The sequence below is a fragment of the Alloprevotella sp. oral taxon 473 str. F0040 genome (genome assembly GCF_000318095.2).
Classification (GTDB): Bacteria; Bacteroidota; Bacteroidia; order Bacteroidales; family Bacteroidaceae; genus Alloprevotella.
The window spans coordinates 1,344-22,194 of record NZ_KB290718.1; the positions used below are offsets into that span (position 1 = coordinate 1,344).

Consider the following 20,851-nt stretch of genomic DNA (forward strand, 5'->3'; position numbering starts at 1 on the left):
AAGAGCGAAAGCCTATCTCTGATTTTGTTTTTGACGTAGAACCGCTGGTCTATCTATTCAAAAACGATTCATACCTTAAAGAGAATCTGCATGGTGCATGGCATAACAAAATATCAAAAGAGAATGTTGCACGGTATTTTCTTTATCTTTTCTTTATCTTATGGCTGATTATCAGTATATTTGTATTGTGATAAATACTTCTTTTATGCCTACATCCATTATTCATGAGAGGGTTATGAAGAGAATTTTGTCTCAAAGGTTGAGTATCATTCATAGGTTATCGCTCTAAATGTCGGATGAACCTGTTTTTTGAGTATTACAGAAAGCTAACATAACCCCTCTTCCGATCTACCCCATGTCACAAATAACATCTTGCATGCGCTACTCGCTGGTCGTTCTAAAAGTAGTTGGATTCATTTTTATTCTCTTCGCCCACTTTGGTGTTGGCTATGCTATGCCCTCATGCCCCAACATACCCATACTCGCTACTGACTCGGTAAACACCAAAGGTGAGAAAGAACATCAACTAAAAGAGGCCAAAGTGATAGGTACTCGATTCTTGTTGGTCACAAAGAAGGACACGACTATTTATGATCTTGATGCTTTGACCTTGAAAAATGGGGCACTGCTGAGAGAAGCCTTTGAAAAACTACCAGGCATCAGCTTTCGCAATGGTTCACTCTACCACAACGGGCAAGAAGTCAAACGCGTACTCATCAATGGTATGGATTTTTCGAGCAAGAATCCTTTACTGGCACTTCAAACGTTACCTTCCTACATTATGAAGAATATCAAAGTGTATGAACGGAAGAGTGATTTCAGTGAGAAGACAGGTATTGATGACGGACAGCAAGAACTCGTAGCAGATGTAAGTGTACGTCGTAAATATATGGGGGTATGGACGGGGCAGCTAACTGTTGGTGTGGGAACAGACAAACGGTTCTCGGGAAAAGGCTTCGGTAACACCTTTACAGACCAGTTTCGTGTGTCGCTTTTTGGCAATGCCAACAATATCAATGAACAAATGTGGTATTCTGGTGATGGACAGGAACGAGCAGGAGCTGCACAACCTGGAGATAATCAATTTTACACTCCGGGAGCAACGTTTTTGTGGAAAAACAAGAAAACCTCTAAAGAAAAGGGATATTTTCTAATTTCTGGCGGCTTGGATTACAACAAAGAGATCTATGACAAAGAAGAACTTTACCGTACGGAACTATACCTCTCTGATGGTAGTCTTTTCTCTGCAGGTAAAACCATAAGTACCACAAAGCGAAACCGCTTCTCGAACAACCTGAAGATGGATTGGAACATTTCCAACTCCCTCTCGGCGAGTTACGTTGCTTCACTAGAGTTGAATCGTAGTAGAGACAATCACAATGTCGTCAAAGCGAACTGGAATGAAGCACCAATAGTTGAGGATGGAAACATAGCTAATGCTCTTATGATTCTACAAAATTCTAATGGGCAAGAGCAAACGGCTATTGATTTTCAACAAAGAAAAAACAACTTTAATCAGAACAATTCAGCCTATCAACATCAACTCTCCTTCAACTATCATTTTCTCAAGTCGAACACCTACTTAATAGTTGAACACCGACTCAACTTGAACAATGACGCTCAAGAAGAACAACAAAATACGTACTACAAATACTTCAATCAAGAAGCACACCAATCGTATGGATTTGATCGCAAATTAGATACGGAAACTAACAAGAACACACAAGACATCCATGCCCGTATTATTCATTACTTTACGGTGAAAGGCTTCTCACGTTTCTCTCTATATTTAGACTATCGATATAATCAAAGCAACATTGAGTATGGCAGAGACGGATTTCTTGCGAATCTCAAAATGAGACAAGACTCTCCTCTTTCTCGAGCAATAGATGACGAAAGCACACGTTCTTGGAATGAAAAGGATTATCAGCATACAATTGAACCTAAGCTTGGTATAGCCAAGAGTATTTTTAACTTTGAATTCACTCCCACACTAAACCTTAAGCGTCAACAACTAGACTACCACAAACGGAATCTTCCTGATCTATCTTTGAAACAAGAGTATAGATACTGGGCTATTGAGACTCTCTTTAGAGTACGTTCTACCTCCTTAGGGTCATTGTTGGCGAGATTTCATAGCACCCCCAACATTCCTAGCATTCACTCTTTCGTTAGTTATCCAGATAAGACAGACCCACAATATATCGTTATGGGTAACGAGAACCTTACTATGGGTCGTAAAAACACGCTACTAGCTTGGTATTGGCGTAATTTCGTGCAAGATGGAGAGAAAGGGAAGCGAACTCGTACTCTATCTGCACACCTCCTCTATTCTCGACAACAAAATGATGTTGCGAACTTTACAACTTACAACCGCAAGACTGGAGTCGTGACAATACAACCTGTCAATGTTTCGGGTAATTGGAACGGAAAAGTAAACATCGGATTTAGCTCTCCTATAGATATAGCGCAGCATTGGTGGCTGGAACTTCTTGCCGAAACTTCTTTGTTACGCACCAAAACATTCTTGGGCACAAACGAACAAGGAGTCAATAGTCAGCAAGTCAATGACAACCTTCTCTCTAGCCATTCCCTGAATATAACGCCACGGTTGAGACTTGCATCCTTCGACTGCTCACTCACCTATCAACTGACACTAGAAAGCAATAAGGGAACGTATGCTTCAGCTAACCATACGGGGCAATGGCAACACCAATTGAAAGGAAAGTTAGACTGGACTCTACCATTTCGCCTCCATCTAAATACGAGCATCAATTATCACAATTACGCAGGCTACGTTTCTAGAAAAAGAGAAAACTGGATTATGTTAGACGGTGAAGTGGAACGAAGCTTCCTGAAGAAGGATAATCTCTCAATTGCTCTGGCTTTACATGATGTCTTCAACCAAAACAACGGTTTTCTGCAAGAGTATAGCGCAACAGCCTTGACTCAAACTTACCAGCAAACGCTAGGCCGCTATGCAATGCTATCAGTAAGGTATAGATTCGACACTAAGAAGGACTAAAAAACAAACGCTACATAAGTTGACTTGCGACTTTTGTCAACAAGGAGATAAAAATAGGCTGAAACCCTTTTGTAGGGTTTCAGCCTTCTTATACTATCGGAGAGGAATACTTCTACCAGACAGCTATAATAGTAGACGAGAGGTGGTTAGTATGATGCATCACCACGAAGAAGGAGCTTTGTCCTCCGAAATAGAGCTGCAAGCCCTCAAGGAACGTGGCGTGGAAGCGGTCAATAAAGTATCTCATTGTCTCTATCACTATTGCCGACAATACCGGAACCATCTTTAGCTGGAGAGCGTGGTATAGACAAACAACTCCAAAATCAGGTGTCGAGGTACAAAAAATCCCCACTCCTTTATGAGGAGTGAGGATGGCATAAGTATGTGGTGTAAAATTACTCTGCAGTTGCAGGTGCCTCTGTTTCAGCAACAGGAGCTTCGACCTGAGCTTCAGCAGCCACGGGAGCTTCTTCAGCAGCGGCCTTCTTTGAACGACGAGTACGCTTAGCCTTCTTTTCAGTCTTAGCCATGTTCTCGTTGTAGTCAACCAATTCGATAAAGCACATGGGCGCTGCGTCTCCTGCACGGAAACCAGTCTTGATGATGCGGGTGTAACCACCAGGACGATCACCAACCTTGACGCTGACTTCTTTGAAGAGCTCAGTTACGGCGAACTTATCTTTGAGGTAAGAGAAGACAACACGACGAGAGTTGGTGGTGTCTTGCTTAGACTTAGTGATAAGGGGCTCAACGTACTTCTTCAACGCCTTGGCCTTAGCGACAGTCGTAGTGATTCTTTTGTGCTTACTCTTAATCAACGACACAGCCATGTTAGAGAGCATAGCAGCGCGGTGAGAAGCAGTACGACTGAGATGATTGAATTTCTTATTGTGTCTCATTTAGGTACTTGTTGTTTAATGGGATAGTTGACTAATCATTCCGAATGCTCGGGATTAATCCTTGTCCAATTTGTATTTTGAAATGTCGGTTCCAAACGACAGATTCAGACTCTCGAGCAAATCATCAAGCTCGGTGAGCGATTTCCTACCAAAGTTGCGGAACTTCAAGAGGTCGTTCTTGTTGTACTGAACGAGTTCGCCGAGGGTTTCTACGTCTGCAGCCTTCAAGCAGTTGAGAGCGCGGACAGAGAGGTTGAGGTCGACGAGTTTCGTCTTGAGCAACTGACGCATGTGCAATACTTCTTCATCGAACTCTTCATTATCAGCATCGGGAGCATCGTCCACGGTGATCTTCTCATCAGAGAAGAGCATGAAGTGATAGATGAGGATCTTTGCAGCCTCTTTCAGTGCATCCTTTGGGTGGATGGAACCGTCCGTTGTAACTTCAAGCACGAGCTTATCGTAGTCGGTCTTCTGCTCAACGCGGAAGGGCTCGATGAGGTACTTGACGTTGCGGATGGGAGTGTAAATAGAATCGATGGGAATTACGTTGACATCGGTGCAGAACTCGCGATTTTCATCAGCGGGAACATATCCGCGACCCTTGTTGATCGTAACTTCGATCGTCATCGTGGCTTTGGAATCCAAATGGCAAATTACAAGCTCGGGATTGAGGACCTCAAAACCGGACAATTGTTTGCCAATGTCACCTGCTTTGAACTCCGTAGAGTTCGAAATGGTGATACTTGCTTTCTCAGTCTCGAATTCTTCTACTAACTGTTTGAAGCGAACTTGCTTCAACTTGAGAATGATGTTGGTTACGTCTTCCTTCACACCAGGGACAGAAGCAAATTCGTGTTCTACTCCATCAATCTTGATAGCGCAGATGGCGAAACCTTCCAACGAGGAGAGGAGGATGCGACGTAGAGCATTGCCGACGGTGGTACCGAAACCTGTTTCCAAAGGACGGAATTCAAATTTTCCATACTTAGAATCGTTTTCGAGCATAACCACTTTGTCGGGTTTTTGGAATGCTAATATCGCCATGAAAAATCGTATTATGAATTAGTTCTTAGAGTAGAGCTCGACGATCAACTGTTCCTTGATGTTCTCAGGAATGTCAGCGCGCTCGGGCTTGTGGAGGAGCTTACCAGACTTAGTAGCTTCGTCCCATTCCACCCAAGGATACTTGGAATGATTGAATCCAGCGAGAGAGTCAGCAATCACTTCGAGTGACTTAGACTTTTCGCGAACAGCAACCACTTGACCAGGCTTAACGCTGTAAGAAGCGATGTTTACCACACGACCATCTACTGTGATGTGCTTGTGATTTACAAGCTGACGAGCAGCAGCACGAGTGCCTGCGATACCAAGACGATATACGACGTTGTCAAGACGACATTCGAGGGCTTGGAGCAAAAGTTCACCGGTGATACCGCTAGCCTTTGCAGCCTTATCGAAGAGGTTACGGAATTGCTTTTCGAGAACACCATAGGTGTACTTAGCCTTTTGCTTCTCGGCGAGCATGATGCCGTATTCAGAGGTCTTGCGACGACGCACGTTTTGGTTGCGACCCTGCATACGCTTGGTAGTGTTGCCGAAGATGTCTTCACCGAACTTGCGAGAAAGACGAACCTTAGGACCTGTATATCTTGCCATATTGGTTGATTTACTTTGTAAATGTTATCGTTATCTTAGGGCGACTTCAGTCCACTGCAACTGGAATGCTCCAGTATGCGGTGGGATGAAATCGTTCTAGTTTGCTTTCTTCCTTTTTCGTAGAAACGTTTTGATGGCTTTAGAGCATCAACAACGTAGCACTAAGCCACATGATCCAGTCACTCGAGGGTGCACAGTTTACAATGTTGCGGAAGAGAAGCTCAGGTTGTCTTTAATTACACGCGACGACGCTTGGGAGGACGGCAGCCATTGTGTGGAAGTGGAGTAACGTCAATGATTTCGGTTACTTCGATACCTGCACCGTGGCAAGCGCGAATAGCACTCTCACGACCATTACCAGGACCCTTAACGTAAGCCTTAACCTTGCGGAGACCGAGGTCGAAAGCTACTTTTGCGCAGTCTTGAGCAGCCATCTGAGCAGCGTAAGGAGTGTTCTTCTTAGAACCACGGAAGCCCATCTTACCAGCACTTGACCAAGAGATAACTTGACCTTCGCCGTTAGCGAGTGAAACGATGATATTGTTGAAAGAGCTGTGTACGTGGAGCTGACCTTGCGCGTCAACCTTCACGTTACGCTTCTTTGCAGAGACAGTTTTCTTTGCCATAAGTTTACTTATTATTTAGTAGCCTTCTTCTTGTTAGCAACGGTCTTCTTGCGACCCTTGCGAGTACGAGCGTTGTTCTTCGTGCTCTGGCCACGGAGGGGAAGACCAATACGGTGGCGAATACCACGGTAGCAACCGATGTCCATGAGACGCTTGATATTGAGCTGTACTTCTGAGCGGAGGTCACCCTCTACCTTGAACTCAGCACCAATGATTTCACGAATCTTGGCGGCTTGGTCGTCCGTCCAATCTTTTACTTTGATGTCTCTGTCGATCCCGGCCTTGTCAAGGATTTTTGCCGAGCTACTACGACCAATACCGAAGATATAGGTCAAAGCGATTTCGCCTCGCTTGTTTTGAGGCAAATCAACACCAACAATTCTTATTGCCATATACTTATTTTGTTTTTGTCTGTTGGATTAACCCTGACGTGTCTTGAACTTAGGGTTTTTCTTGTTAATCACATAGAGGCGGCCCTTGCGACGTACAATCTTGCAGTCAGCAGTGCGCTTCTTCAAGGATGCTCTTGTCTTCATATCTTGAATGATGTTTTATTTGTATCGGAATACGATTCTGCCTTTTGACAAATCGTAAGGACTCATTTCCACCTTCACTCGGTCACCAGGAAGAATCTTGATGTAGTGCATACGCATCTTTCCCGAGATATGAGCGGTAATGGGATGACCGTTCTCTAACTCTACACGGAACATCGCGTTGCTCAAAGCCTCGATGATGGTTCCGTCCTGTTCAATTGCAGTTTGTTTAGCCATAGATGTTCTAATAGAGGTTACCTTCCACTCGTTCGATTTCTTCAAACGAAGAAAGAATATCAGCTTTGCCATTGTGAATGGCGATGGTATGCTCGAAATGCGCTGCCATACTTCTGTCGCGAGTCAGGATGCTCCACTTGTCGGGGTGCATGCCTATCTCAGGGCTACCCAAGGTGATCATGGGTTCGATGGCGATGCAGAGACCATTTTTAAGTTGTTTTCCTGTTCCTCTCTTTCCATAATTGGGAATTGAGGGCTCTTCGTGCATTTCACGACCGATGCCGTGACCTACAAATTCGCGAACGACTCCGAAGCCTTCTGCTTCGCAATGGCTCTGAACTGCTGCACCAATGTCTCCGATGCGACGATTGGGGAGAGCAGCTTCAATGCCTTTGTAAAGACTTTCTTTTGTGGTACGCAAGAGGCGTTTCACCTCTTCACTCACTTCTCCTACACAAAACGTGTAGGCGGAATCACCACAAAAACCATTTAGGAAGGTGCCACAATCAATAGAAACGATGTCTCCATCTTTTAGTGGCTCTGCCGTTGGTAGTCCATGCACCACGACTTCGTTGACCGAAGCACAGATGGATGCAGGGAAAGGATCGGTGTCTGGAAAACTAGCGGGAAAACCTTTGAATGTAGGTATCGCGCCATGATCTCTAATGAATTGCTCTGCCAAGGCATCCAACTCAAGTGTTGTAACACCTGGCTTCACAATCTTTGCTATTTCGGCGAGTGTTGCACTTACCAATTGATTGGCAGCTCGCAGCAACTCGATTTCTTCTTCTGTTTTCAGATAAATCATCTGACGAGATTCTATGTGCCTTTATACGTTTGAACGGTTGCGAGTGTGTCCCGCATTGAGCATTCTGTCGTAGTTGCGCACTGACATGTGGCTATCAATTTGTTGGATGGTATCCAACACCACACCCACAAGGATGAGCAACGACGTACCTCCGAAGAAGTGTGCAAATGCTTGGTGTACTCCGAATGGCTTCATTTGAGCGAAGACAGGGAGAATAGCAATTGCAGCAATGAAGAGTGAACCTGGCAAAGTGAGATGTGACATCACATTGTCAATGTAATCAGAAGTATCCTTACCAGGCTTGATGCCAGGAATGAAACCGTTGTTACGCTTCATATCTTCTGCCATCTGTACGGGATTCATTGTAATCGCCGTATAGAAGTAGGTGAAAGCTACAATGAGCAATACGAACACTACATTGTAGAGAACGCTATCGTTATGAAGGAATTGTTGCAAAATGGGGCTTTGCACGTTCAGCGACTGTACGAGCATCATTGGAATAAACATGATGGCCTGAGCAAAGATGATCGGCATCACGTTAGCCGCAAAGAGCTTCAAAGGAATGTACTGACGTGCACCACCAAACTGATTCTTGCGACCTTCAATGCGTTTAGCGTACTGTACTGGAACTTTACGTACCGCTTTTACCAAAAGAATGGCGAAAGCCATCACAGCAACAAGAGCAATAATCTCTACAAGGAACTTGATGAGACCACCACCTTCTGCTCCAGAGAGAGCGGAGGTGAATTCCTCTACAAAAGCCACTGGGAGACGAGCAATGATACCAATCATGATGATGACTGAAACACCATTACCTATGCCTTTATCTGTGATGCGTTCTCCGAGCCACAAAACAAACATAGATCCTGCTGCAAGGATGATGGTTGACATAACCATGAATCCCACCCCATCTCCCATCAAGAACGCACCGCTACCTTGCGTTTGCGCCTTGAGGTTGATGAGATAAGTAGGAGCTTGGAAGGTGAGGATCGCTAGCGTCAAAAAGCGTGTGTACTGATTGATCTTACGCGTTCCGCTTTCACCTTCACGTTGCATCTTTTGGAAATAGGGAACTGCAACTGCCAAGAGCTGAATAACAATCGAAGCTGTGATGTAGGGCATAATACCCAAAGCAAAGATTGAAGCTTGAGAGAATGCTCCACCAGAGAACATGTCAAGAAGCGACATAAGGCCGCCCTCCGTCTGCTTGTGCAGATTAGCCAAAGCGTTTGAATCGATACCGGGGAGAACCACAGTCGAACCAAAACGGTAAATGGCTACGAACAGGATGGTGATGAGAATGCGCACGCGCAAGTCCTCAATGCGCCAGATGTTCTTGAGTGTTTCGATTATTTTTTTCATTCGACTCTTAGAATTTCGTTATTTAGAGTTGAGCAGCCGTACCACCTGCTGCTTCGATAGCAGCAACAGCAGCCTTTGAGAAAGCGTGAGCTTCTACGGTGAGCTTAACCTTCAATTCACCATTAGCAAGCACCTTAACAAGTGACTTACCGTTGATGAAACCTGCTTCGATAAGCTCTGCAACACCGATTTTCTCGAGGTTCTTAGCCTCGGCAAGAGTTTGGAGAGTGCTGAGATTGATGGGCTTATACTCGACACGGTTGATGTTCTTGAAACCAAACTTAGGAAGACGGCGTTGGAGAGGCATCTGACCACCTTCAAAACCAATCTTCTTGCTGTAACCAGAACGAGACTTGGCACCCTTATGACCGCGGGTAGAAGTACCACCGAGTCCAGAACCAGGACCACGACCGATACGCTTGCGCGCTTGGGTAGAACCGTTGGCAGGTTTGAGAGTATGTAATTTCATAATGTCGTTACGTTTTGGATTATTCTACTACTGTTACCAAGTGGTGAACCTTGCGAATCATACCGCGAGTGCAAGCATTGTCTTCGAGTTCTACAACATGGTAGAGCTTAGTGAGACCAAGCGCATCGAGAGTACGCTTTTGATCTACGGGCGCGCCGATACGGCTGCGAGTTTGCTGAATCTTAATCTTTGCCATGTGATTATCCTCTGAAAACTTTATCCAATGAAACACCACGATGTTGAGCCACAGTGCGTGCATCACGCATTTCACCAAGAGCTTGGATAGTAGCCTTTACCAAGTTGTGGGGGTTAGAAGAACCCTTTGACTTAGCCAAAACGTTGGTGATACCTACACTTTCGAACACGGGGCGCATAGCACCACCGGCTACTACTCCAGTACCTTCAGAAGCGGGGAGGATGAGCACCTCAGCACCGCCGAAGCGAGCAGCTTGTTCGTGAGGAACAGTACCTTTGATGATGGGCACCTTCACGAGGTTCTTCTTGGCAGCTTCAACACCCTTAGCAATAGCAGCGGTAACTTCGCCTGCCTTACCAAGACCGTAACCGATAACACCCTTACCATCACCAACTACTACGATAGCAGCGAAAGTGAAAGTGCGACCACCTTTAGTAACCTTCGTTACACGATTGATAGCAACGAGTCTATCTTTCAATTCTTCATTGTTTGCATTTACTCTGTTTGCCATAATCTTTAGAATTTGAGTCCACCATTACGAGCGCCTTCAGCAACTTCCTTCACGCGACCGTGGTAGAGGTAGCCGTTACGATCAAAAACTACAGTAGTGATACCTGCTTCAAGAGCCTTCTTGGCTACTGCTTCACCCACCTTGAATGCTTGTTCCTTCTTAGGGCAAGCCTCAAGACCGAGAGAAGAAGCTGCAACGAGCGTGCTGCCTACTTCATCATTGATGATCTGAACGTAGATTTGCTTGTTGCTACGGAAAACGCTCATGCGAGGGCGTTCAGCCGTGCCAGAAATCTTATTGCGAACGCGATACTTAATCTTTACGCGTCTTGCTTCTTTTACTTTTGTCATAATCTTGTGTCGTGATTAGAGATTACTTAGCACCTGCCGACTTACCAGACTTACGACGGATTTGTTCACCGACGTAAAGAATACCCTTACCCTTGTAAGGTTCAGGCTTACGGAAAGAGCGAATCTTAGCACATACGAGGCCAAGAAGCTGCTTGTCGCAAGAAGTGAGGCAGATATAAGGGTTCTTGTTACGCTCCATCTTAGTCTCCACAGAGATTTCCTTAGGAAGCTGAATCAAGATGGGGTGCGTGAAACCAAGAGAGAATGTGATGAGATTCCCCTTGTTCTCTACACGATAACCGACACCCACAAGTTCCATTTCGGCCTTGTACTGTTCAGTTACACCAACAACCATGTTGTTGACGAGGGCGCGGTAGAGGCCATGGAACGCTTGCTTTTGCTTTTGTTCCACTTCGCTGTTCTCATCGATAGCGAAGGTGATTTGACCATCTGCGATAGTGACAATGATAGAGGGATCAACAGCCTGAGAGAGTTCACCCTTCGGACCTTTAACGGTCACTACATTATCCTTCAGGGTAGCTTCTACGCCTGCAGGAATGTTAATCGGCAATTTACCAATTCTAGACATTTTGTTCCTTCTGTTTATTAGTATACATAGCAAAGAACCTCACCGCCAATCTTGAGGGCAGCAGCTTCCTTGTCTGTCATAACACCTTTGGACGTGGAGATGATAGCAATACCAAGTCCGTTGATTACGCGAGGCATGTCACGGTAACCAGTATACTTACGCATACCTGGAGTAGAAACACGCTTCAAGCTCTTAATTGCGCTCACCTTAGTGGCGGGGTTGTACTTAAGAGCGATTTTGATAGTGCCTTGAGGCCCTACTTCCTCAAACTTGTAGTTGAGGATATAGCCCTTGTCGAAGAGGATCTTAGTGATGTCCTTCTTCAAGTTTGACGCAGGAACTTCAACTACGCGATGCTTAGCTTGAATCGCGTTGCGAAGACGGGTCAAAAAGTCTGCTATAGGATCAGTCATTTATTGAGAGTTTAATTTATCGGGAAGTTCCCGACAGTGTTAAATATTTGTTGGTCTCAATTGAGAGTGCATCTTACCAAGATGCTTTGCGAACGCCAGGGATAAGACCTGCAGAAGCCATCTCGCGGAATTGGATACGAGAAAGACCGAAGAGGCGGATATAACCCTTAGGACGACCCGTGATCTTGCAACGGTTGTGCAAACGGATGGGGTTAGCGTTGCGAGGAATGCGTTGGAGCTTTTGAGCAGCTTCGAAAGCAGCTTGGGGATCATCGCTGTGATTAACGATTTCCTTAAGAGCAGCACGCTTAGCAGCATACTTAGCAACCATTTTGGCACGCTTCACTTCGCGTGCTTTCATTGATTCTTTTGCCATATCGCTGATTAGTTGTTTTTAGCGTTCTTGAAAGGAAGACCAAATTCCTTGAGGAGAGCGTAGCCCTCTTCGTCGGTGGGAGCAGAAGTCACGAAAGTGATGTTCATACCCAAGATACGATCGATAGAGTCGATGTTGATTTCGGGGAAGATGATCTGTTCTTGAATACCGAGAGTGTAGTTACCACGGCCATCGAACTTGCTTTCGATACCCTTGAAGTCACGGATACGTGGGAGAGCCACACGTACGAGCTTTTCAAGGAATTCGTACATTTGCTCACGACGGAGAGTTACCATCACGCCGATAGGCATCTTCTTACGAAGCTTAAAGTTAGCAACGTCCTTCTTAGAAACAGTAGCAACTGCCTTTTGACCAGTAATTGCTGTGAGTTCGTTGATAGCTACATCGATAATCTTCTTATCAGCAGTAGCACTACCAAGACCTTGGTTAATAACGATTTTCTTGAGGACGGGGATCTGCATAGAAGAAGAGTAGTTGAACTGCTTCATCAACGCAGGAGCAATGCGCTCCTTATATTCTTTCTTGAGTTGTGCGGTATTCATTACTAAATCTCCTCTCCTGATTTTTTAGCGATGCGGACGAGCTTACCTTCAGCGTTACGCTGACGACCGATGCGAGTGGGCTTGCCGGTCTTAGGATCAACCACATTCAAATTGGAAATGTGAATGGGAGCTTCCGTTTTCACGAAACCACCCTGAGGATTCTGGGCGCTGGGCTTCTGGCTCTTTTGAACCATGTTGAGACCTTCCACGATAGCGCGTTGTTTGTCAACGAGGACACGAACCACCTTACCGGTCTTGTTCTTATCCTTACCTGCAAGCACGCACACAGTGTCACCCTTCTTAATATGTAACTTACTCATGTGAGATGTTAGTCTTTATTAGTGTGGGATTAGAGTACTTCAGGTGCCAAAGAAACCACCTTCATGTTTACTGCACGAAGCTCACGAGCCACAGGGCCGAAGATACGGCTACCTCTCAACTCACCTGCATTGTTCAAAAGAACGCATGCATTGTCATCAAAGCGGATGTAAGAACCATCAGGACGACGGATTTCCTTCTTCGTACGTACAATCAGTGCCTTTGAAACAGCACCCTTTTTGATATCGCTGGATGGGATGACGCTCTTCACAGAAACGACAATCACATCACCTACAGAAGCGTAGCGACGCTTCGTACCGCCGAGTACGCGAATGCAGAGTGCTTCACGAGCACCGCTGTTATCGCAAACGGTCAATCTAGATTCTGTCTGGATCATGATTACTTAGCTCTTTCTACGATTTCTACAACTCTCCAACGCTTGGTCTTGCTCAAGGGACGGGTTTCCATGATGAGCACGGTATCACCAACGTTGCAATCGTTCTTCTCGTCGTGAGCGTGATACTTCTTCGTCTTGGAGATAAACTTACCATAAATAGGGTGCTTCTCTTTGAATTTTGCGGCAACCACGATGGTTTTGTCCATCTTGTTGCTCACAACAACACCCTGACGAGTTTTTCTTAAATTTCTTTCCATTCTGGATTGTGTATAGATTGTTGGTTTGAACTTCAGTGCTATGTTCACTGTCTATTCGTTGCGGTGCCTACTTCTCAGCAATTCAACAATGAGCAACAGCAACGTATAGCATGAGCATAGCCTTTAGTTCGTCACCGATTTACTTTTCGTTCAACACAGTCTTCATCTGCGCGATGGTACGACGGAGCGTCTTGATCTGTGCAGGATTTTCCAGGGGAGAGATGCTGTGGTTGATCACCAAAGTGTCATAGGCTGCAACCTCAGCTGCAAGGCGTTCTGCGAGTTCGCCCTTGCTTTTCAGTTCACGAATTTCTGCAATCTTCATAATCAAGCTTTTTTGTCGTAGTCGTGTCTAACAATGAACTTAGTGGTCACGGGGAGCTTCTGCGCTGCGAGGCGAAGAGCTTCTTTAGCCACCTCGAAGGGAACACCTTCAATTTCAAAGATGATGCGACCAGGAGTGATGGGGAACACAAAACCTACGGGGTCACCCTTACCCTTACCCATGCGGACGTCGGCAGGCTTCTTAGTGATAGGTTTGTCAGGGAAAATGCGAATCCAGCTCTGTCCTTCACGTTGCATGTAACGCGTCATAGCGATACGTGCAGCTTCGATTTGACGACCGGTAATCCAGTGCGTATCGAGGCTCTTGATGCCGAAGCTACCAAAAGCGAGTTGGTTACCGCGCTGTGCGTTGCCTTTGCTGCGGCCCTTATGAGGGCGGCGGTACTTAGTTCTTTTAGGCTGTAACATAATGCTCTAAACGGAATCGATTAACGGTTTGAATTTCTCTTGTTGCGGAAGTTACCACGACCTTCACGACGACCGCCTTCACGACGACCATTCTCCTTCTCAGCAGTGAAGTTAGGAGCGAGGTCACGCTTGCCATAAACTTCGCCACGGCAGATCCACACCTTAATACCAAGGATACCCACTTTAGTGAGGGCTTCAGTTTGGCAATAGTCGATGTCTGCACGGAAAGTGTGGAGAGGTGTACGACCTTCCTTGTACATTTCGCTACGAGCGATTTCAGCACCGTTCAAGCGACCGCTGATTTGTATTTTAATACCTTCTGCACCACCACGCATTGTATTCTCGATAGCCTTCTTGATAGCACGACGGTAAGCAATCTTACCTTCAATTTGGCGTGCGATAGACTTTGCTACGATATTAGCGTCGAGGTCAGGCTTCTTCACTTCGAAGATGTTGATTTGAACATCCTTGTTCGTAATCTTCTGAAGTTGAAGTTTGAGTTGCTCTACATCCTTACCACCTTGGCCGATGATCATGCCAGGACGGCTAGTGCACACCGTGATTGTCACCAATTTAGGTGTACGTTCGATAACGATGCGAGAAACGTATTCATAAACACTGGTAAATTCTTTTTTGCTAGCGTTGCGACCGGGCTTCTCGATGTAGTTCTTGAAACGAGCATCGAGGTACTCACGGATCTTGCTATCTTCGAGAATGCTGTCGCCGAAGTTAGAACCACCGAACCAGTTGGAGTCCCAACCGCGGATGATGCCAAGTCGGTTGGCGATAGGATTAATCTTTTGTCCCATTTCTTTTACTAATTAGTCGTTGGTTTCTTCTTTAGTACCCACGAAAATAGTCACGTGGTTAGAACGTTTGCGGATGCGATAGCCACGACCTTGGGGTGCAGGGCGCATGCGCTTGAGCGTTGCACCACCGTCAACGAAGATCTTCGTGATGAAGAGTTCGCCTTCTTCGGCTTTGCGATTATTCTTTGCTTCCCAGTTAGCGATGGCAGAGCGAAGGAGCTTCTCTACGTCGTTAGACGCAGCCTTCTTGCTGAAGCGGAGCGTGCCGAGGGCGCGATTCACTTCCATGCCGCGCACCAAGTCTACTACGTAGCGCATCTTGCGGGGAGACGAAGGACAATCATTCAACTTTGCAAAATACTGGGTTTTGAGAGCCGCTTTGCGAGCTTCAGCGGCGAGTCTTTTTCTAGCTCCCATTATTTAGAGATTGAGATGTTGATTATTGGAATGGATTGATTTGTGTGAGGTAATCAAGTGCGAAGTAGATTACTTCTTGTTGCCGCCGTGACCACCGAACTTACGAGTGGGAGCGAACTCACCGAACTTGTGACCTACCATGTTTTCAGTCACATAAACGGGAATGAACTTGTTACCATTGTGCACTGCGACAGTGTGACCCACGAAATCGGGGGAAATCATCGAAGCGCGAGCCCAAGTTTTCACCACATTCTTCTTACCACTTTCGTTCATGGCAAGAATCTTCTTCTCGAGAGAAACTGCGATGTATGGACCTTTCTTAAGAGAACGACTCATATTGCGATTCTTTTAGTGCTGTTATTTCTTACGTCTTTCGATAATGTACTTGTTGCTCTGCTTCTTAGGTGCACGAGTCTTGAGACCCTTAGCATAGAGACCAGTACGAGAGCGTGGGTGTCCACCGCTTTGGCGTCCTTCACCACCACCCATGGGGTGATCTACAGGGTTCATCACAACACCACGGTTGTGAGGACGACGACCAAGCCAGCGGCTACGACCTGCCTTACCAGAAGATTCGAGAGCGTGGTCAGAGTTACCTACGCTACCGATTGTAGCTTTGCAAGCACTGAGAATTTGACGAGTTTCTCCAGAGGGCAACTTGATAACACAATACTTACCTTCACGAGAAGTGAGCTGAGCGAAGTTACCAGCAGAGCGAACGAGAAGTGCGCCTTGACCAGGACGAAGCTCAATGTTGTGGATCACAGTACCCACGGGGATGTTTTGAAGAGGAAGTGCGTTACCTACTTCAGGAGCAGCTTCAGCACCAGAGAGGAGCTGATCGCCAACCTTCAATCCATTGGGAGCGATGATATAACGCTTTTCACCATCAGCATAGTAAAGAAGAGCGATACGAGCAGAACGGTTTGGATCATACTCGATAGTCTTTACCACTGCGGGAACTCCATCTTTCTCACGCTTGAAGTCGATAAAACGGAACTTACGCTTATGACCACCGCCGAGATAACGCATAGTCATCTTACCGACGTTATTGCGACCACCGCTAGCACGCTTACCGCTAACGAGAGATTTTTCCGGTACTGATGCAGTAATTTCTTCGAAAGTACCGATAGCTTTGTGTCTTTGGCCCGGAGTCGTGGGCTTAAATTTACGTACTGCCATTTCTTTGTTTAGATATTGCTATAGAAATCGATGGCCTCGCCTTCCTTCACAGTGACAATAGCCTTCTTGAAAGCGTTGGTACGACCACGAAGGAGACCAGCGCGAGTATAGCGAGACTTGCTCTTACCAGCGTAAACCATTGTGTTCACGTCAGTAACCGTCACACCGTAGCGTGCTTCTACCTCAGCCTTGATTTGGAGCTTATTGGCAGTTGGCTTCACTACGAAACCGAACTTATTCTGCTTTTCAGAAAGTTCGTTCAGTTTTTCCGTAACGATGGGTTTAATAATGAATGCCATTACTTCGTTGTTTAATGAGATAATTACTTAGCGAGTACTTCTTCTACCTTTGCTACTGCGCTTTCGGTGAGCACCAAAACAGCTGCATCAAGCACACCATAAGTGTTGATATCAGAAGCAACAGCAACTTTTGCCTTGGGAAGGTTACGAGCTGAGAGATAGAGATTCTTATCGCTACCAGGAGCTACGAAGAGCACCTTCTTGCCTGCAAGGTTAAGATCATTGAGCAATGCGATAAAGCTCTTTGTCTTAGGAGTTTCAAAAGTGAAATCTTCTACTACTACAAGCGCATTTTCTTGAACCTTGTAGCTCAATGCAGAACGACGAGCCAACTGCTTCACCTTCTTATTGAGCTTAAAGCGATAGTCACGAGGTTTTGGACCAAACACGCGAGCACCACCTACGAGTACAGGTGAATTGATATCACCACGACGTGCGCCACCGCCACCTTTCTGACGACCGAGCTTACGAGTAGAACCAGACATCTCGCTACGTTCCTTAGACTTCGCAGTGCCTTGGCGTTGTGCAGCAAGATATTGCTTTACATCAAGATAAATAGCGTGGTCATTAGGCTCAACACCGAAGACACTGTCGTTAAGAGTCACCTTCTTACCAGTATCTTGACCCTTAATATTCAATACACTAACTTCCATGTCTTACTTTTCTACAATTACGATTGAACCATTGCAACCAGGAACACTACCCTTAATCAAAAGGAGATTATGTTCAGGGATCACCTTTAACACTTTCAAGTTCTGAGTAGTCACGCGCTTGCCACCCATTTGGCCACCCATGCGCAAACCCTTAAACACCTTTGCGGGATAAGAGCAAGCACCGATAGAACCGGGCTTACGGAGACGGTCATCTTGACCGTGAGTAGACTGACCTACACCACCAAAACCATGGCGTTTCACAACACCCTGAAAACCTTTACCCTTAGAAGTCCCAACAACATCAACGAAGTCGTTTTCGCCAAAGAGTTCTACAGTCACTGCATCACCAAGGTTGAGCTCTTGTTCGTAAACAAACTCAGCCAAATGACGCTTAGGCGTAACACCAGCTTTCTTGAAGTGACCAAGGAGAGGAGCAGAAACATTCTTTTCCTTTACATCTTGAAAGCCAACTTGCACAGCAGAATAACCGTCTTTTTCAACAGTCTTAATCTGAGTAACTACGCAAGGACCGCATTCAATTACAGTGCACGGCACATTTTTGCCGTCGGCACCGAAAACGGAAGTCATTCCGATTTTCTTACCTAATAATCCTGGCATTTGGAATTTTATTGATTTTTGATTTCGTAGCCCGCTTCAGTCACTACCTCAGCGGGGCGAATGGTTATTATTCAGTTTAAGTCGTATAACCGATTGATTATCACGGCTTGAAGCCGTAGAAGAGCGCACAGCTCTTACTTTTGCGGTACAAAGATACGAACTTTCTCTGAAACCACCAAGCAAATCATCTAATTTACAGCGTTTTTTAGCACTTTTCTTTCACTATGCCCTTTCGACCTATTCTCCACCCCCTGCATCAACCTTACCAAAAGAAAATAGCATTATTTAATTATCTCCGAAATATGAGCAGGAAAATTAGAAATATCATAAAATACAGAAAAACGCTATATACACTATCTTAAACTCTCCTCTGGAGATGCCCTCCTTCCCCATCAGATGCTGTATATAATTTATGTTCTCATATTCCATTGACAGCATTTTGCGATGCAAACTCATGAGCCGCCCTCTGAATGGCACGACGCAAAACCTCATAGGTTGGAATTGGCTGATCAGCGAAGGCCGCTACAATCACACCTTGAGGATTTACAAGATAAACCCTTGGCACCGTCACACGGGCAAACTGATTATAAAGACTGCGATTAGCAGGAGCATAATAGGGCATGGTGAAGCTGCGCAAAACCCAATAATGCTGCACTTGAGCAGACGTTTGCTCTCGTGCCGTAACACAAAACTTCACAGAAACCTTATCCATCCTCCCCCCTTCTCGGCGAACTTCCTCAAAGAGTTGCTGCAACTCAGGCAAAAATCGCTGACAATCTGAACAATCAGTATCGAAAAACGCAATCACTTTAATCTCCCCACTCCCACTTCTCGAGCTAAAACGACTCCCGTCTGACAACATTACCTCGAAATCAGGCACTCTATCTCCTACACTCACCACTTCTTTTTGCTCAGTAGGCAAATCTTCGCCAATGCAACTGGAGCCCCCCAACAAGCTCCCCAATATCCCTAAGAACATCATGAAAGTACTTAAAAACTTCTTCATCTACCTATCCATTATTATCATTTTGAACCCATGTTGATATAACACGCTAAACAAGAAATCAGAGACCCGTATAATGCAAATGTACGAAAAATCAAAGAAACGAAGAGACAGCTGGAAAATATTTCGTAAATTTGCAATCTCTATTTTCTTGGCATAGTATGTCCAGCCACTCAAGCAGACATCTTTAAGCCAGCCCAGTCCTCCACTTATATTATATATATATAAGAGAACGAGCCACACTACTCCCCATATAGCGATTATTCGCTTTTTCACATCATGACCGAGAAAGAACTACAATCCGTAAAGCAACGCTACGGCATCGTTGGCAATAGCGATGCACTAAACCGCGCCATTGAGACTGCTCTTAAAGTGGCTCGCGTGGATTTGTCTGTGCTTATTCAAGGAGAGAATGGTGTTGGTAAGGAGATCATCCCACGCATCATCCACGATGCCAGCCCGCGCAAAAACAAACGCTACTTGGCTCTCAACTGCGGTGCAATCCCTGAAGGCACCATCGACTCCGAACTTTTCGGACACGTAAAGGGTGCATTTACTGGAAGTGTAGATAGCCGAGAAGGCTATTTCTCTGCCGCCGATGGTGGAACGCTATTTCTAGATGAAGTAGGTGAACTTCCACTTCAAACTCAGGTGCGCCTCTTGCGCGTCCTCGAAACAGGAGAATACATCCCAGTGGGCTCTAGCGAAGTTAAAAAGACAGATGTGCGTATTGTAGCTGCTACCAATGTAGACATGAAGCAAGCTATTGCTGATCGTCTGTTTAGACAAGACCTATACTATAGATTAGCAGCTGTGCTTATCGCCATCCCGCCTTTGCGTGAACGCGGAAATGATGTGGATATCCTATTTCGCAAATTTGCCCTGGAGATGAGTGAGCGTTATCAAATGCCTCCCATTCGTCTAAACGATGCAGCTCGTTCCGCTCTACTATCCTATCCTTGGCCAGGCAACATCCGCCAACTAAAAAATGTGGCAGAGACGATGTCTGTCACAGAAGATACCCGCGAAATCACACCTGAGATTTTAGCGCACTACATCAACTTTCAAACAGAGCACACACAGCTTGCGGTAAACGGTGCTCACACGGCCTTAGAATCTACAGACACTAGTGCGAGGTTAGACAAAGACACAAATACCATATTGCAGATGATTTTGACGCTCCGTCATGACATTGAGCAATTAAAAGCTGAGATAGCGCAACTTAAACAAGGCCAATGGTCATCCAACGGCTCCTCGAACAACAACTCTCCACTGCTACCCTATCATCGTGAAGCTCCTGTCATCGCTCACGAAATTATAGACAATGCAGAAGAGATTGTGGAAGATATTCCTCCTACCTCAGATGTACCACTACGCACAAAAAGTGATGTAGAGCGCGACTTAATAGTTCAGGCTCTCCACAAATATAATGGTCACCGCAAACAAGCGGCTGATCAAATAGGCATCTCTGAGCGTACACTATACCGTAAGATTAAAGAATACGGCCTAGAAGATTTATAGCCCAAGAC

The 20,851-nt window shown here is 45.6% G+C and carries 33 protein-coding genes and 1 pseudogene; 3 read left to right on the forward strand and 31 right to left on the reverse strand.

The window, feature by feature from the left end:
- Positions 1–191, forward strand: a pseudogene (locus HMPREF9999_RS10795) (hypothetical protein); the annotation flags it as partial.
- A gap of 164 nt (positions 192–355) precedes the next feature.
- Positions 356–3,025, forward strand: coding sequence for a hypothetical protein (locus tag HMPREF9999_RS08350; protein ID WP_157049644.1), 2,670 nt, complete (start codon positions 356–358; stop codon positions 3,023–3,025).
- 112 nt (positions 3,026–3,137) lie between these two features.
- On the opposite strand, the gene HMPREF9999_RS10845 is transcribed toward HMPREF9999_RS08350, so the two are convergent.
- The 31 genes from HMPREF9999_RS10845 to HMPREF9999_RS08500 form a co-directional block, all read right to left on the reverse strand.
- Complete coding sequence (locus HMPREF9999_RS10845; RefSeq protein WP_262480956.1) at positions 3,138–3,272, reverse strand: hypothetical protein; 135 nt, start codon at positions 3,270–3,272, stop codon at positions 3,138–3,140.
- A 148-nt stretch (positions 3,273–3,420) separates the two neighbouring features.
- Positions 3,421–3,924: a 50S ribosomal protein L17 gene (rplQ, locus tag HMPREF9999_RS08355; RefSeq protein ID WP_009752284.1), complete on the reverse strand. Its 504-nt coding sequence runs from the start codon at positions 3,922–3,924 to the stop codon at positions 3,421–3,423.
- Positions 3,925–3,978: 54 nt separating this feature from the next.
- Positions 3,979–4,971, reverse strand: coding sequence for a DNA-directed RNA polymerase subunit alpha (locus HMPREF9999_RS08360; protein WP_009752285.1), 993 nt, complete (start codon positions 4,969–4,971; stop codon positions 3,979–3,981).
- Between the two features lie 18 nt (positions 4,972–4,989).
- Positions 4,990–5,583: a 30S ribosomal protein S4 gene (rpsD, locus tag HMPREF9999_RS08365; RefSeq protein WP_009752286.1), complete on the reverse strand. Its 594-nt coding sequence runs from the start codon at positions 5,581–5,583 to the stop codon at positions 4,990–4,992.
- A 236-nt stretch (positions 5,584–5,819) separates the two neighbouring features.
- Positions 5,820–6,209: a 30S ribosomal protein S11 gene (gene rpsK, locus HMPREF9999_RS08370; RefSeq protein ID WP_009752287.1), complete on the reverse strand. Its 390-nt coding sequence runs from the start codon at positions 6,207–6,209 to the stop codon at positions 5,820–5,822.
- Positions 6,210–6,220: 11 nt separating this feature from the next.
- Positions 6,221–6,601: a 30S ribosomal protein S13 gene (gene rpsM / locus HMPREF9999_RS08375; protein WP_009752288.1), complete on the reverse strand. Its 381-nt coding sequence runs from the start codon at positions 6,599–6,601 to the stop codon at positions 6,221–6,223.
- A 27-nt stretch (positions 6,602–6,628) separates the two neighbouring features.
- The gene (ykgO, locus tag HMPREF9999_RS08380; protein WP_009752289.1) at positions 6,629–6,745 is read right to left on the reverse strand and encodes a type B 50S ribosomal protein L36; all 117 of its coding nucleotides are present in this window, start codon (positions 6,743–6,745) and stop codon (positions 6,629–6,631) included.
- A 15-nt stretch (positions 6,746–6,760) separates the two neighbouring features.
- On the reverse strand, positions 6,761–6,979 hold the full coding sequence (gene infA, locus HMPREF9999_RS08385) for a translation initiation factor IF-1 (protein ID WP_009752290.1): 219 nt from the start codon (positions 6,977–6,979) through the stop codon (positions 6,761–6,763).
- Between the two features lie 7 nt (positions 6,980–6,986).
- Positions 6,987–7,787: a type I methionyl aminopeptidase gene (gene map, locus HMPREF9999_RS08390; RefSeq protein ID WP_009752291.1), complete on the reverse strand. Its 801-nt coding sequence runs from the start codon at positions 7,785–7,787 to the stop codon at positions 6,987–6,989.
- Positions 7,788–7,808: 21 nt separating this feature from the next.
- Positions 7,809–9,149 carry a preprotein translocase subunit SecY gene (gene secY, locus HMPREF9999_RS08395; RefSeq protein ID WP_009752292.1) on the reverse strand — a complete coding sequence of 447 codons (1,341 nt, stop codon included), beginning with the start codon at positions 9,147–9,149 and terminating at the stop codon, positions 7,809–7,811.
- Between the two features lie 22 nt (positions 9,150–9,171).
- Entirely contained in the window at positions 9,172–9,618 is a 447-nt protein-coding gene (gene rplO / locus HMPREF9999_RS08400) for a 50S ribosomal protein L15 (protein WP_009752293.1), read from the reverse strand.
- A gap of 19 nt (positions 9,619–9,637) precedes the next feature.
- A complete protein-coding gene (gene rpmD, locus HMPREF9999_RS08405; protein WP_009752294.1) occupies positions 9,638–9,814 on the reverse strand; it encodes a 50S ribosomal protein L30 in 177 nt (58 codons plus the stop codon).
- 4 nt (positions 9,815–9,818) lie between these two features.
- Positions 9,819–10,325 (reverse strand): 30S ribosomal protein S5, encoded by a 507-nt coding sequence (gene rpsE / locus HMPREF9999_RS08410; RefSeq protein ID WP_009752295.1) that lies wholly within the window; start codon positions 10,323–10,325, stop codon positions 9,819–9,821.
- Between the two features lie 5 nt (positions 10,326–10,330).
- Positions 10,331–10,675: a 50S ribosomal protein L18 gene (gene rplR, locus HMPREF9999_RS08415; protein ID WP_009752296.1), complete on the reverse strand. Its 345-nt coding sequence runs from the start codon at positions 10,673–10,675 to the stop codon at positions 10,331–10,333.
- Positions 10,676–10,697: 22 nt separating this feature from the next.
- The gene (gene rplF / locus HMPREF9999_RS08420; protein ID WP_009752297.1) at positions 10,698–11,264 is read right to left on the reverse strand and encodes a 50S ribosomal protein L6; all 567 of its coding nucleotides are present in this window, start codon (positions 11,262–11,264) and stop codon (positions 10,698–10,700) included.
- 17 nt (positions 11,265–11,281) lie between these two features.
- Complete coding sequence (rpsH, locus tag HMPREF9999_RS08425) at positions 11,282–11,677, reverse strand: 30S ribosomal protein S8 (RefSeq protein ID WP_009752298.1); 396 nt, start codon at positions 11,675–11,677, stop codon at positions 11,282–11,284.
- A 73-nt stretch (positions 11,678–11,750) separates the two neighbouring features.
- Entirely contained in the window at positions 11,751–12,053 is a 303-nt protein-coding gene (rpsN, locus tag HMPREF9999_RS08430; RefSeq protein ID WP_009752299.1) for a 30S ribosomal protein S14, read from the reverse strand.
- Between the two features lie 8 nt (positions 12,054–12,061).
- Positions 12,062–12,616 (reverse strand): 50S ribosomal protein L5, encoded by a 555-nt coding sequence (gene rplE / locus HMPREF9999_RS08435; protein WP_009752300.1) that lies wholly within the window; start codon positions 12,614–12,616, stop codon positions 12,062–12,064.
- Between the two features lie 2 nt (positions 12,617–12,618).
- The gene (gene rplX, locus HMPREF9999_RS08440) at positions 12,619–12,936 is read right to left on the reverse strand and encodes a 50S ribosomal protein L24 (RefSeq protein WP_009752301.1); all 318 of its coding nucleotides are present in this window, start codon (positions 12,934–12,936) and stop codon (positions 12,619–12,621) included.
- A 29-nt stretch (positions 12,937–12,965) separates the two neighbouring features.
- Positions 12,966–13,331 carry a 50S ribosomal protein L14 gene (gene rplN, locus HMPREF9999_RS08445; RefSeq protein WP_009752302.1) on the reverse strand — a complete coding sequence of 122 codons (366 nt, stop codon included), beginning with the start codon at positions 13,329–13,331 and terminating at the stop codon, positions 12,966–12,968.
- A gap of 2 nt (positions 13,332–13,333) precedes the next feature.
- A complete protein-coding gene (rpsQ, locus tag HMPREF9999_RS08450) occupies positions 13,334–13,588 on the reverse strand; it encodes a 30S ribosomal protein S17 (RefSeq protein ID WP_009752303.1) in 255 nt (84 codons plus the stop codon).
- 139 nt (positions 13,589–13,727) lie between these two features.
- On the reverse strand, positions 13,728–13,913 hold the full coding sequence (rpmC, locus tag HMPREF9999_RS08455; RefSeq protein WP_009752304.1) for a 50S ribosomal protein L29: 186 nt from the start codon (positions 13,911–13,913) through the stop codon (positions 13,728–13,730).
- 2 nt (positions 13,914–13,915) lie between these two features.
- Positions 13,916–14,341 carry a 50S ribosomal protein L16 gene (rplP, locus tag HMPREF9999_RS08460; protein ID WP_009752305.1) on the reverse strand — a complete coding sequence of 142 codons (426 nt, stop codon included), beginning with the start codon at positions 14,339–14,341 and terminating at the stop codon, positions 13,916–13,918.
- Positions 14,342–14,361: 20 nt separating this feature from the next.
- Positions 14,362–15,150 carry a 30S ribosomal protein S3 gene (rpsC, locus tag HMPREF9999_RS08465; protein ID WP_009752306.1) on the reverse strand — a complete coding sequence of 263 codons (789 nt, stop codon included), beginning with the start codon at positions 15,148–15,150 and terminating at the stop codon, positions 14,362–14,364.
- 12 nt (positions 15,151–15,162) lie between these two features.
- Positions 15,163–15,567, reverse strand: coding sequence for a 50S ribosomal protein L22 (rplV, locus tag HMPREF9999_RS08470; protein WP_009752307.1), 405 nt, complete (start codon positions 15,565–15,567; stop codon positions 15,163–15,165).
- 69 nt (positions 15,568–15,636) lie between these two features.
- Positions 15,637–15,903, reverse strand: coding sequence for a 30S ribosomal protein S19 (gene rpsS, locus HMPREF9999_RS08475; protein ID WP_009752308.1), 267 nt, complete (start codon positions 15,901–15,903; stop codon positions 15,637–15,639).
- A 21-nt stretch (positions 15,904–15,924) separates the two neighbouring features.
- Positions 15,925–16,749: a 50S ribosomal protein L2 gene (gene rplB, locus HMPREF9999_RS08480; RefSeq protein ID WP_009752309.1), complete on the reverse strand. Its 825-nt coding sequence runs from the start codon at positions 16,747–16,749 to the stop codon at positions 15,925–15,927.
- Between the two features lie 8 nt (positions 16,750–16,757).
- On the reverse strand, positions 16,758–17,048 hold the full coding sequence (gene rplW, locus HMPREF9999_RS08485; protein ID WP_009752310.1) for a 50S ribosomal protein L23: 291 nt from the start codon (positions 17,046–17,048) through the stop codon (positions 16,758–16,760).
- A gap of 23 nt (positions 17,049–17,071) precedes the next feature.
- Positions 17,072–17,701, reverse strand: a complete 630-nt coding sequence (rplD, locus tag HMPREF9999_RS08490; protein WP_009752311.1) for a 50S ribosomal protein L4 — start codon at positions 17,699–17,701, stop codon at positions 17,072–17,074.
- Positions 17,702–17,704: 3 nt separating this feature from the next.
- Entirely contained in the window at positions 17,705–18,319 is a 615-nt protein-coding gene (gene rplC / locus HMPREF9999_RS08495) for a 50S ribosomal protein L3 (RefSeq protein WP_009752312.1), read from the reverse strand.
- Positions 18,320–18,737: 418 nt separating this feature from the next.
- A complete protein-coding gene (locus tag HMPREF9999_RS08500; RefSeq protein WP_009752313.1) occupies positions 18,738–19,325 on the reverse strand; it encodes a TlpA family protein disulfide reductase in 588 nt (195 codons plus the stop codon).
- 276 nt (positions 19,326–19,601) lie between these two features.
- On the opposite strand from HMPREF9999_RS08500, the gene HMPREF9999_RS08510 reads away from it, so the two are divergent.
- Positions 19,602–20,843: a sigma-54 interaction domain-containing protein gene (locus HMPREF9999_RS08510; RefSeq protein WP_009752315.1), complete on the forward strand. Its 1,242-nt coding sequence runs from the start codon at positions 19,602–19,604 to the stop codon at positions 20,841–20,843.
- The last annotated feature ends 8 nt before the right edge of the window (positions 20,844–20,851 follow it).

What these genes read in the sequence shown, in the direction of transcription:
- rpsS (WP_009752308.1), bottom strand. Translation starts at nt 15,903, where the DNA reads ATGAGTCGTTCTCTTAAGAAAGGTCCATACATCGCAGTTTCTCTCGAG.
- rpsC (WP_009752306.1), bottom strand. Translation starts at nt 15,150, where the DNA reads ATGGGACAAAAGATTAATCCTATCGCCAACCGACTTGGCATCATCCGC.
- rpsD (WP_009752286.1), bottom strand. Translation starts at nt 5,583, where the DNA reads ATGGCAAGATATACAGGTCCTAAGGTTCGTCTTTCTCGCAAGTTCGGT.
- HMPREF9999_RS10845 (WP_262480956.1), bottom strand. Translation starts at nt 3,272, where the DNA reads ATGAGATACTTTATTGACCGCTTCCACGCCACGTTCCTTGAGGGCTTG.
- rpsK (WP_009752287.1), bottom strand. Translation starts at nt 6,209, where the DNA reads ATGGCAAAGAAAACTGTCTCTGCAAAGAAGCGTAACGTGAAGGTTGAC.
- rplF (WP_009752297.1), bottom strand. Translation starts at nt 11,264, where the DNA reads ATGTCTAGAATTGGTAAATTGCCGATTAACATTCCTGCAGGCGTAGAA.
- rplX (WP_009752301.1), bottom strand. Translation starts at nt 12,936, where the DNA reads ATGAGTAAGTTACATATTAAGAAGGGTGACACTGTGTGCGTGCTTGCA.
- rpmD (WP_009752294.1), bottom strand. Translation starts at nt 9,814, where the DNA reads ATGGCAAAGATTAAGATTCAGCAAACTCGCAGCCGTATCGGCGCGCCC.
- rplR (WP_009752296.1), bottom strand. Translation starts at nt 10,675, where the DNA reads ATGACAAAAGTAAAAGAAGCAAGACGCGTAAAGATTAAGTATCGCGTT.
- rplW (WP_009752310.1), bottom strand. Translation starts at nt 17,048, where the DNA reads ATGGCATTCATTATTAAACCCATCGTTACGGAAAAACTGAACGAACTT.
- rplN (WP_009752302.1), bottom strand. Translation starts at nt 13,331, where the DNA reads ATGATCCAGACAGAATCTAGATTGACCGTTTGCGATAACAGCGGTGCT.
- HMPREF9999_RS08360 (WP_009752285.1), bottom strand. Translation starts at nt 4,971, where the DNA reads ATGGCGATATTAGCATTCCAAAAACCCGACAAAGTGGTTATGCTCGAA.
- secY (WP_009752292.1), bottom strand. Translation starts at nt 9,149, where the DNA reads ATGAAAAAAATAATCGAAACACTCAAGAACATCTGGCGCATTGAGGAC.
- ykgO (WP_009752289.1), bottom strand. Translation starts at nt 6,745, where the DNA reads ATGAAGACAAGAGCATCCTTGAAGAAGCGCACTGCTGACTGCAAGATT.
- rplE (WP_009752300.1), bottom strand. Translation starts at nt 12,616, where the DNA reads ATGAATACCGCACAACTCAAGAAAGAATATAAGGAGCGCATTGCTCCT.
- rpmC (WP_009752304.1), bottom strand. Translation starts at nt 13,913, where the DNA reads ATGAAGATTGCAGAAATTCGTGAACTGAAAAGCAAGGGCGAACTCGCA.
- rpsM (WP_009752288.1), bottom strand. Translation starts at nt 6,601, where the DNA reads ATGGCAATAAGAATTGTTGGTGTTGATTTGCCTCAAAACAAGCGAGGC.
- HMPREF9999_RS08510 (WP_009752315.1), top strand. Translation starts at nt 19,602, where the DNA reads ATGACCGAGAAAGAACTACAATCCGTAAAGCAACGCTACGGCATCGTT.
- rplP (WP_009752305.1), bottom strand. Translation starts at nt 14,341, where the DNA reads ATGTTACAGCCTAAAAGAACTAAGTACCGCCGCCCTCATAAGGGCCGC.
- rpsQ (WP_009752303.1), bottom strand. Translation starts at nt 13,588, where the DNA reads ATGGAAAGAAATTTAAGAAAAACTCGTCAGGGTGTTGTTGTGAGCAAC.
- rplV (WP_009752307.1), bottom strand. Translation starts at nt 15,567, where the DNA reads ATGGGAGCTAGAAAAAGACTCGCCGCTGAAGCTCGCAAAGCGGCTCTC.
- infA (WP_009752290.1), bottom strand. Translation starts at nt 6,979, where the DNA reads ATGGCTAAACAAACTGCAATTGAACAGGACGGAACCATCATCGAGGCT.
- rplB (WP_009752309.1), bottom strand. Translation starts at nt 16,749, where the DNA reads ATGGCAGTACGTAAATTTAAGCCCACGACTCCGGGCCAAAGACACAAA.
- HMPREF9999_RS08350 (WP_157049644.1), top strand. Translation starts at nt 356, where the DNA reads ATGTCACAAATAACATCTTGCATGCGCTACTCGCTGGTCGTTCTAAAA.
- map (WP_009752291.1), bottom strand. Translation starts at nt 7,787, where the DNA reads ATGATTTATCTGAAAACAGAAGAAGAAATCGAGTTGCTGCGAGCTGCC.
- rpsE (WP_009752295.1), bottom strand. Translation starts at nt 10,325, where the DNA reads ATGGCAAACAGAGTAAATGCAAACAATGAAGAATTGAAAGATAGACTC.
- rplC (WP_009752312.1), bottom strand. Translation starts at nt 18,319, where the DNA reads ATGCCAGGATTATTAGGTAAGAAAATCGGAATGACTTCCGTTTTCGGT.
- rplD (WP_009752311.1), bottom strand. Translation starts at nt 17,701, where the DNA reads ATGGAAGTTAGTGTATTGAATATTAAGGGTCAAGATACTGGTAAGAAG.
- rpsN (WP_009752299.1), bottom strand. Translation starts at nt 12,053, where the DNA reads ATGGCAAAAGAATCAATGAAAGCACGCGAAGTGAAGCGTGCCAAAATG.
- HMPREF9999_RS08500 (WP_009752313.1), bottom strand. Translation starts at nt 19,325, where the DNA reads ATGAAGAAGTTTTTAAGTACTTTCATGATGTTCTTAGGGATATTGGGG.
- rpsH (WP_009752298.1), bottom strand. Translation starts at nt 11,677, where the DNA reads ATGACTGATCCTATAGCAGACTTTTTGACCCGTCTTCGCAACGCGATT.
- rplQ (WP_009752284.1), bottom strand. Translation starts at nt 3,924, where the DNA reads ATGAGACACAATAAGAAATTCAATCATCTCAGTCGTACTGCTTCTCAC.
- rplO (WP_009752293.1), bottom strand. Translation starts at nt 9,618, where the DNA reads ATGAAATTACATACTCTCAAACCTGCCAACGGTTCTACCCAAGCGCGC.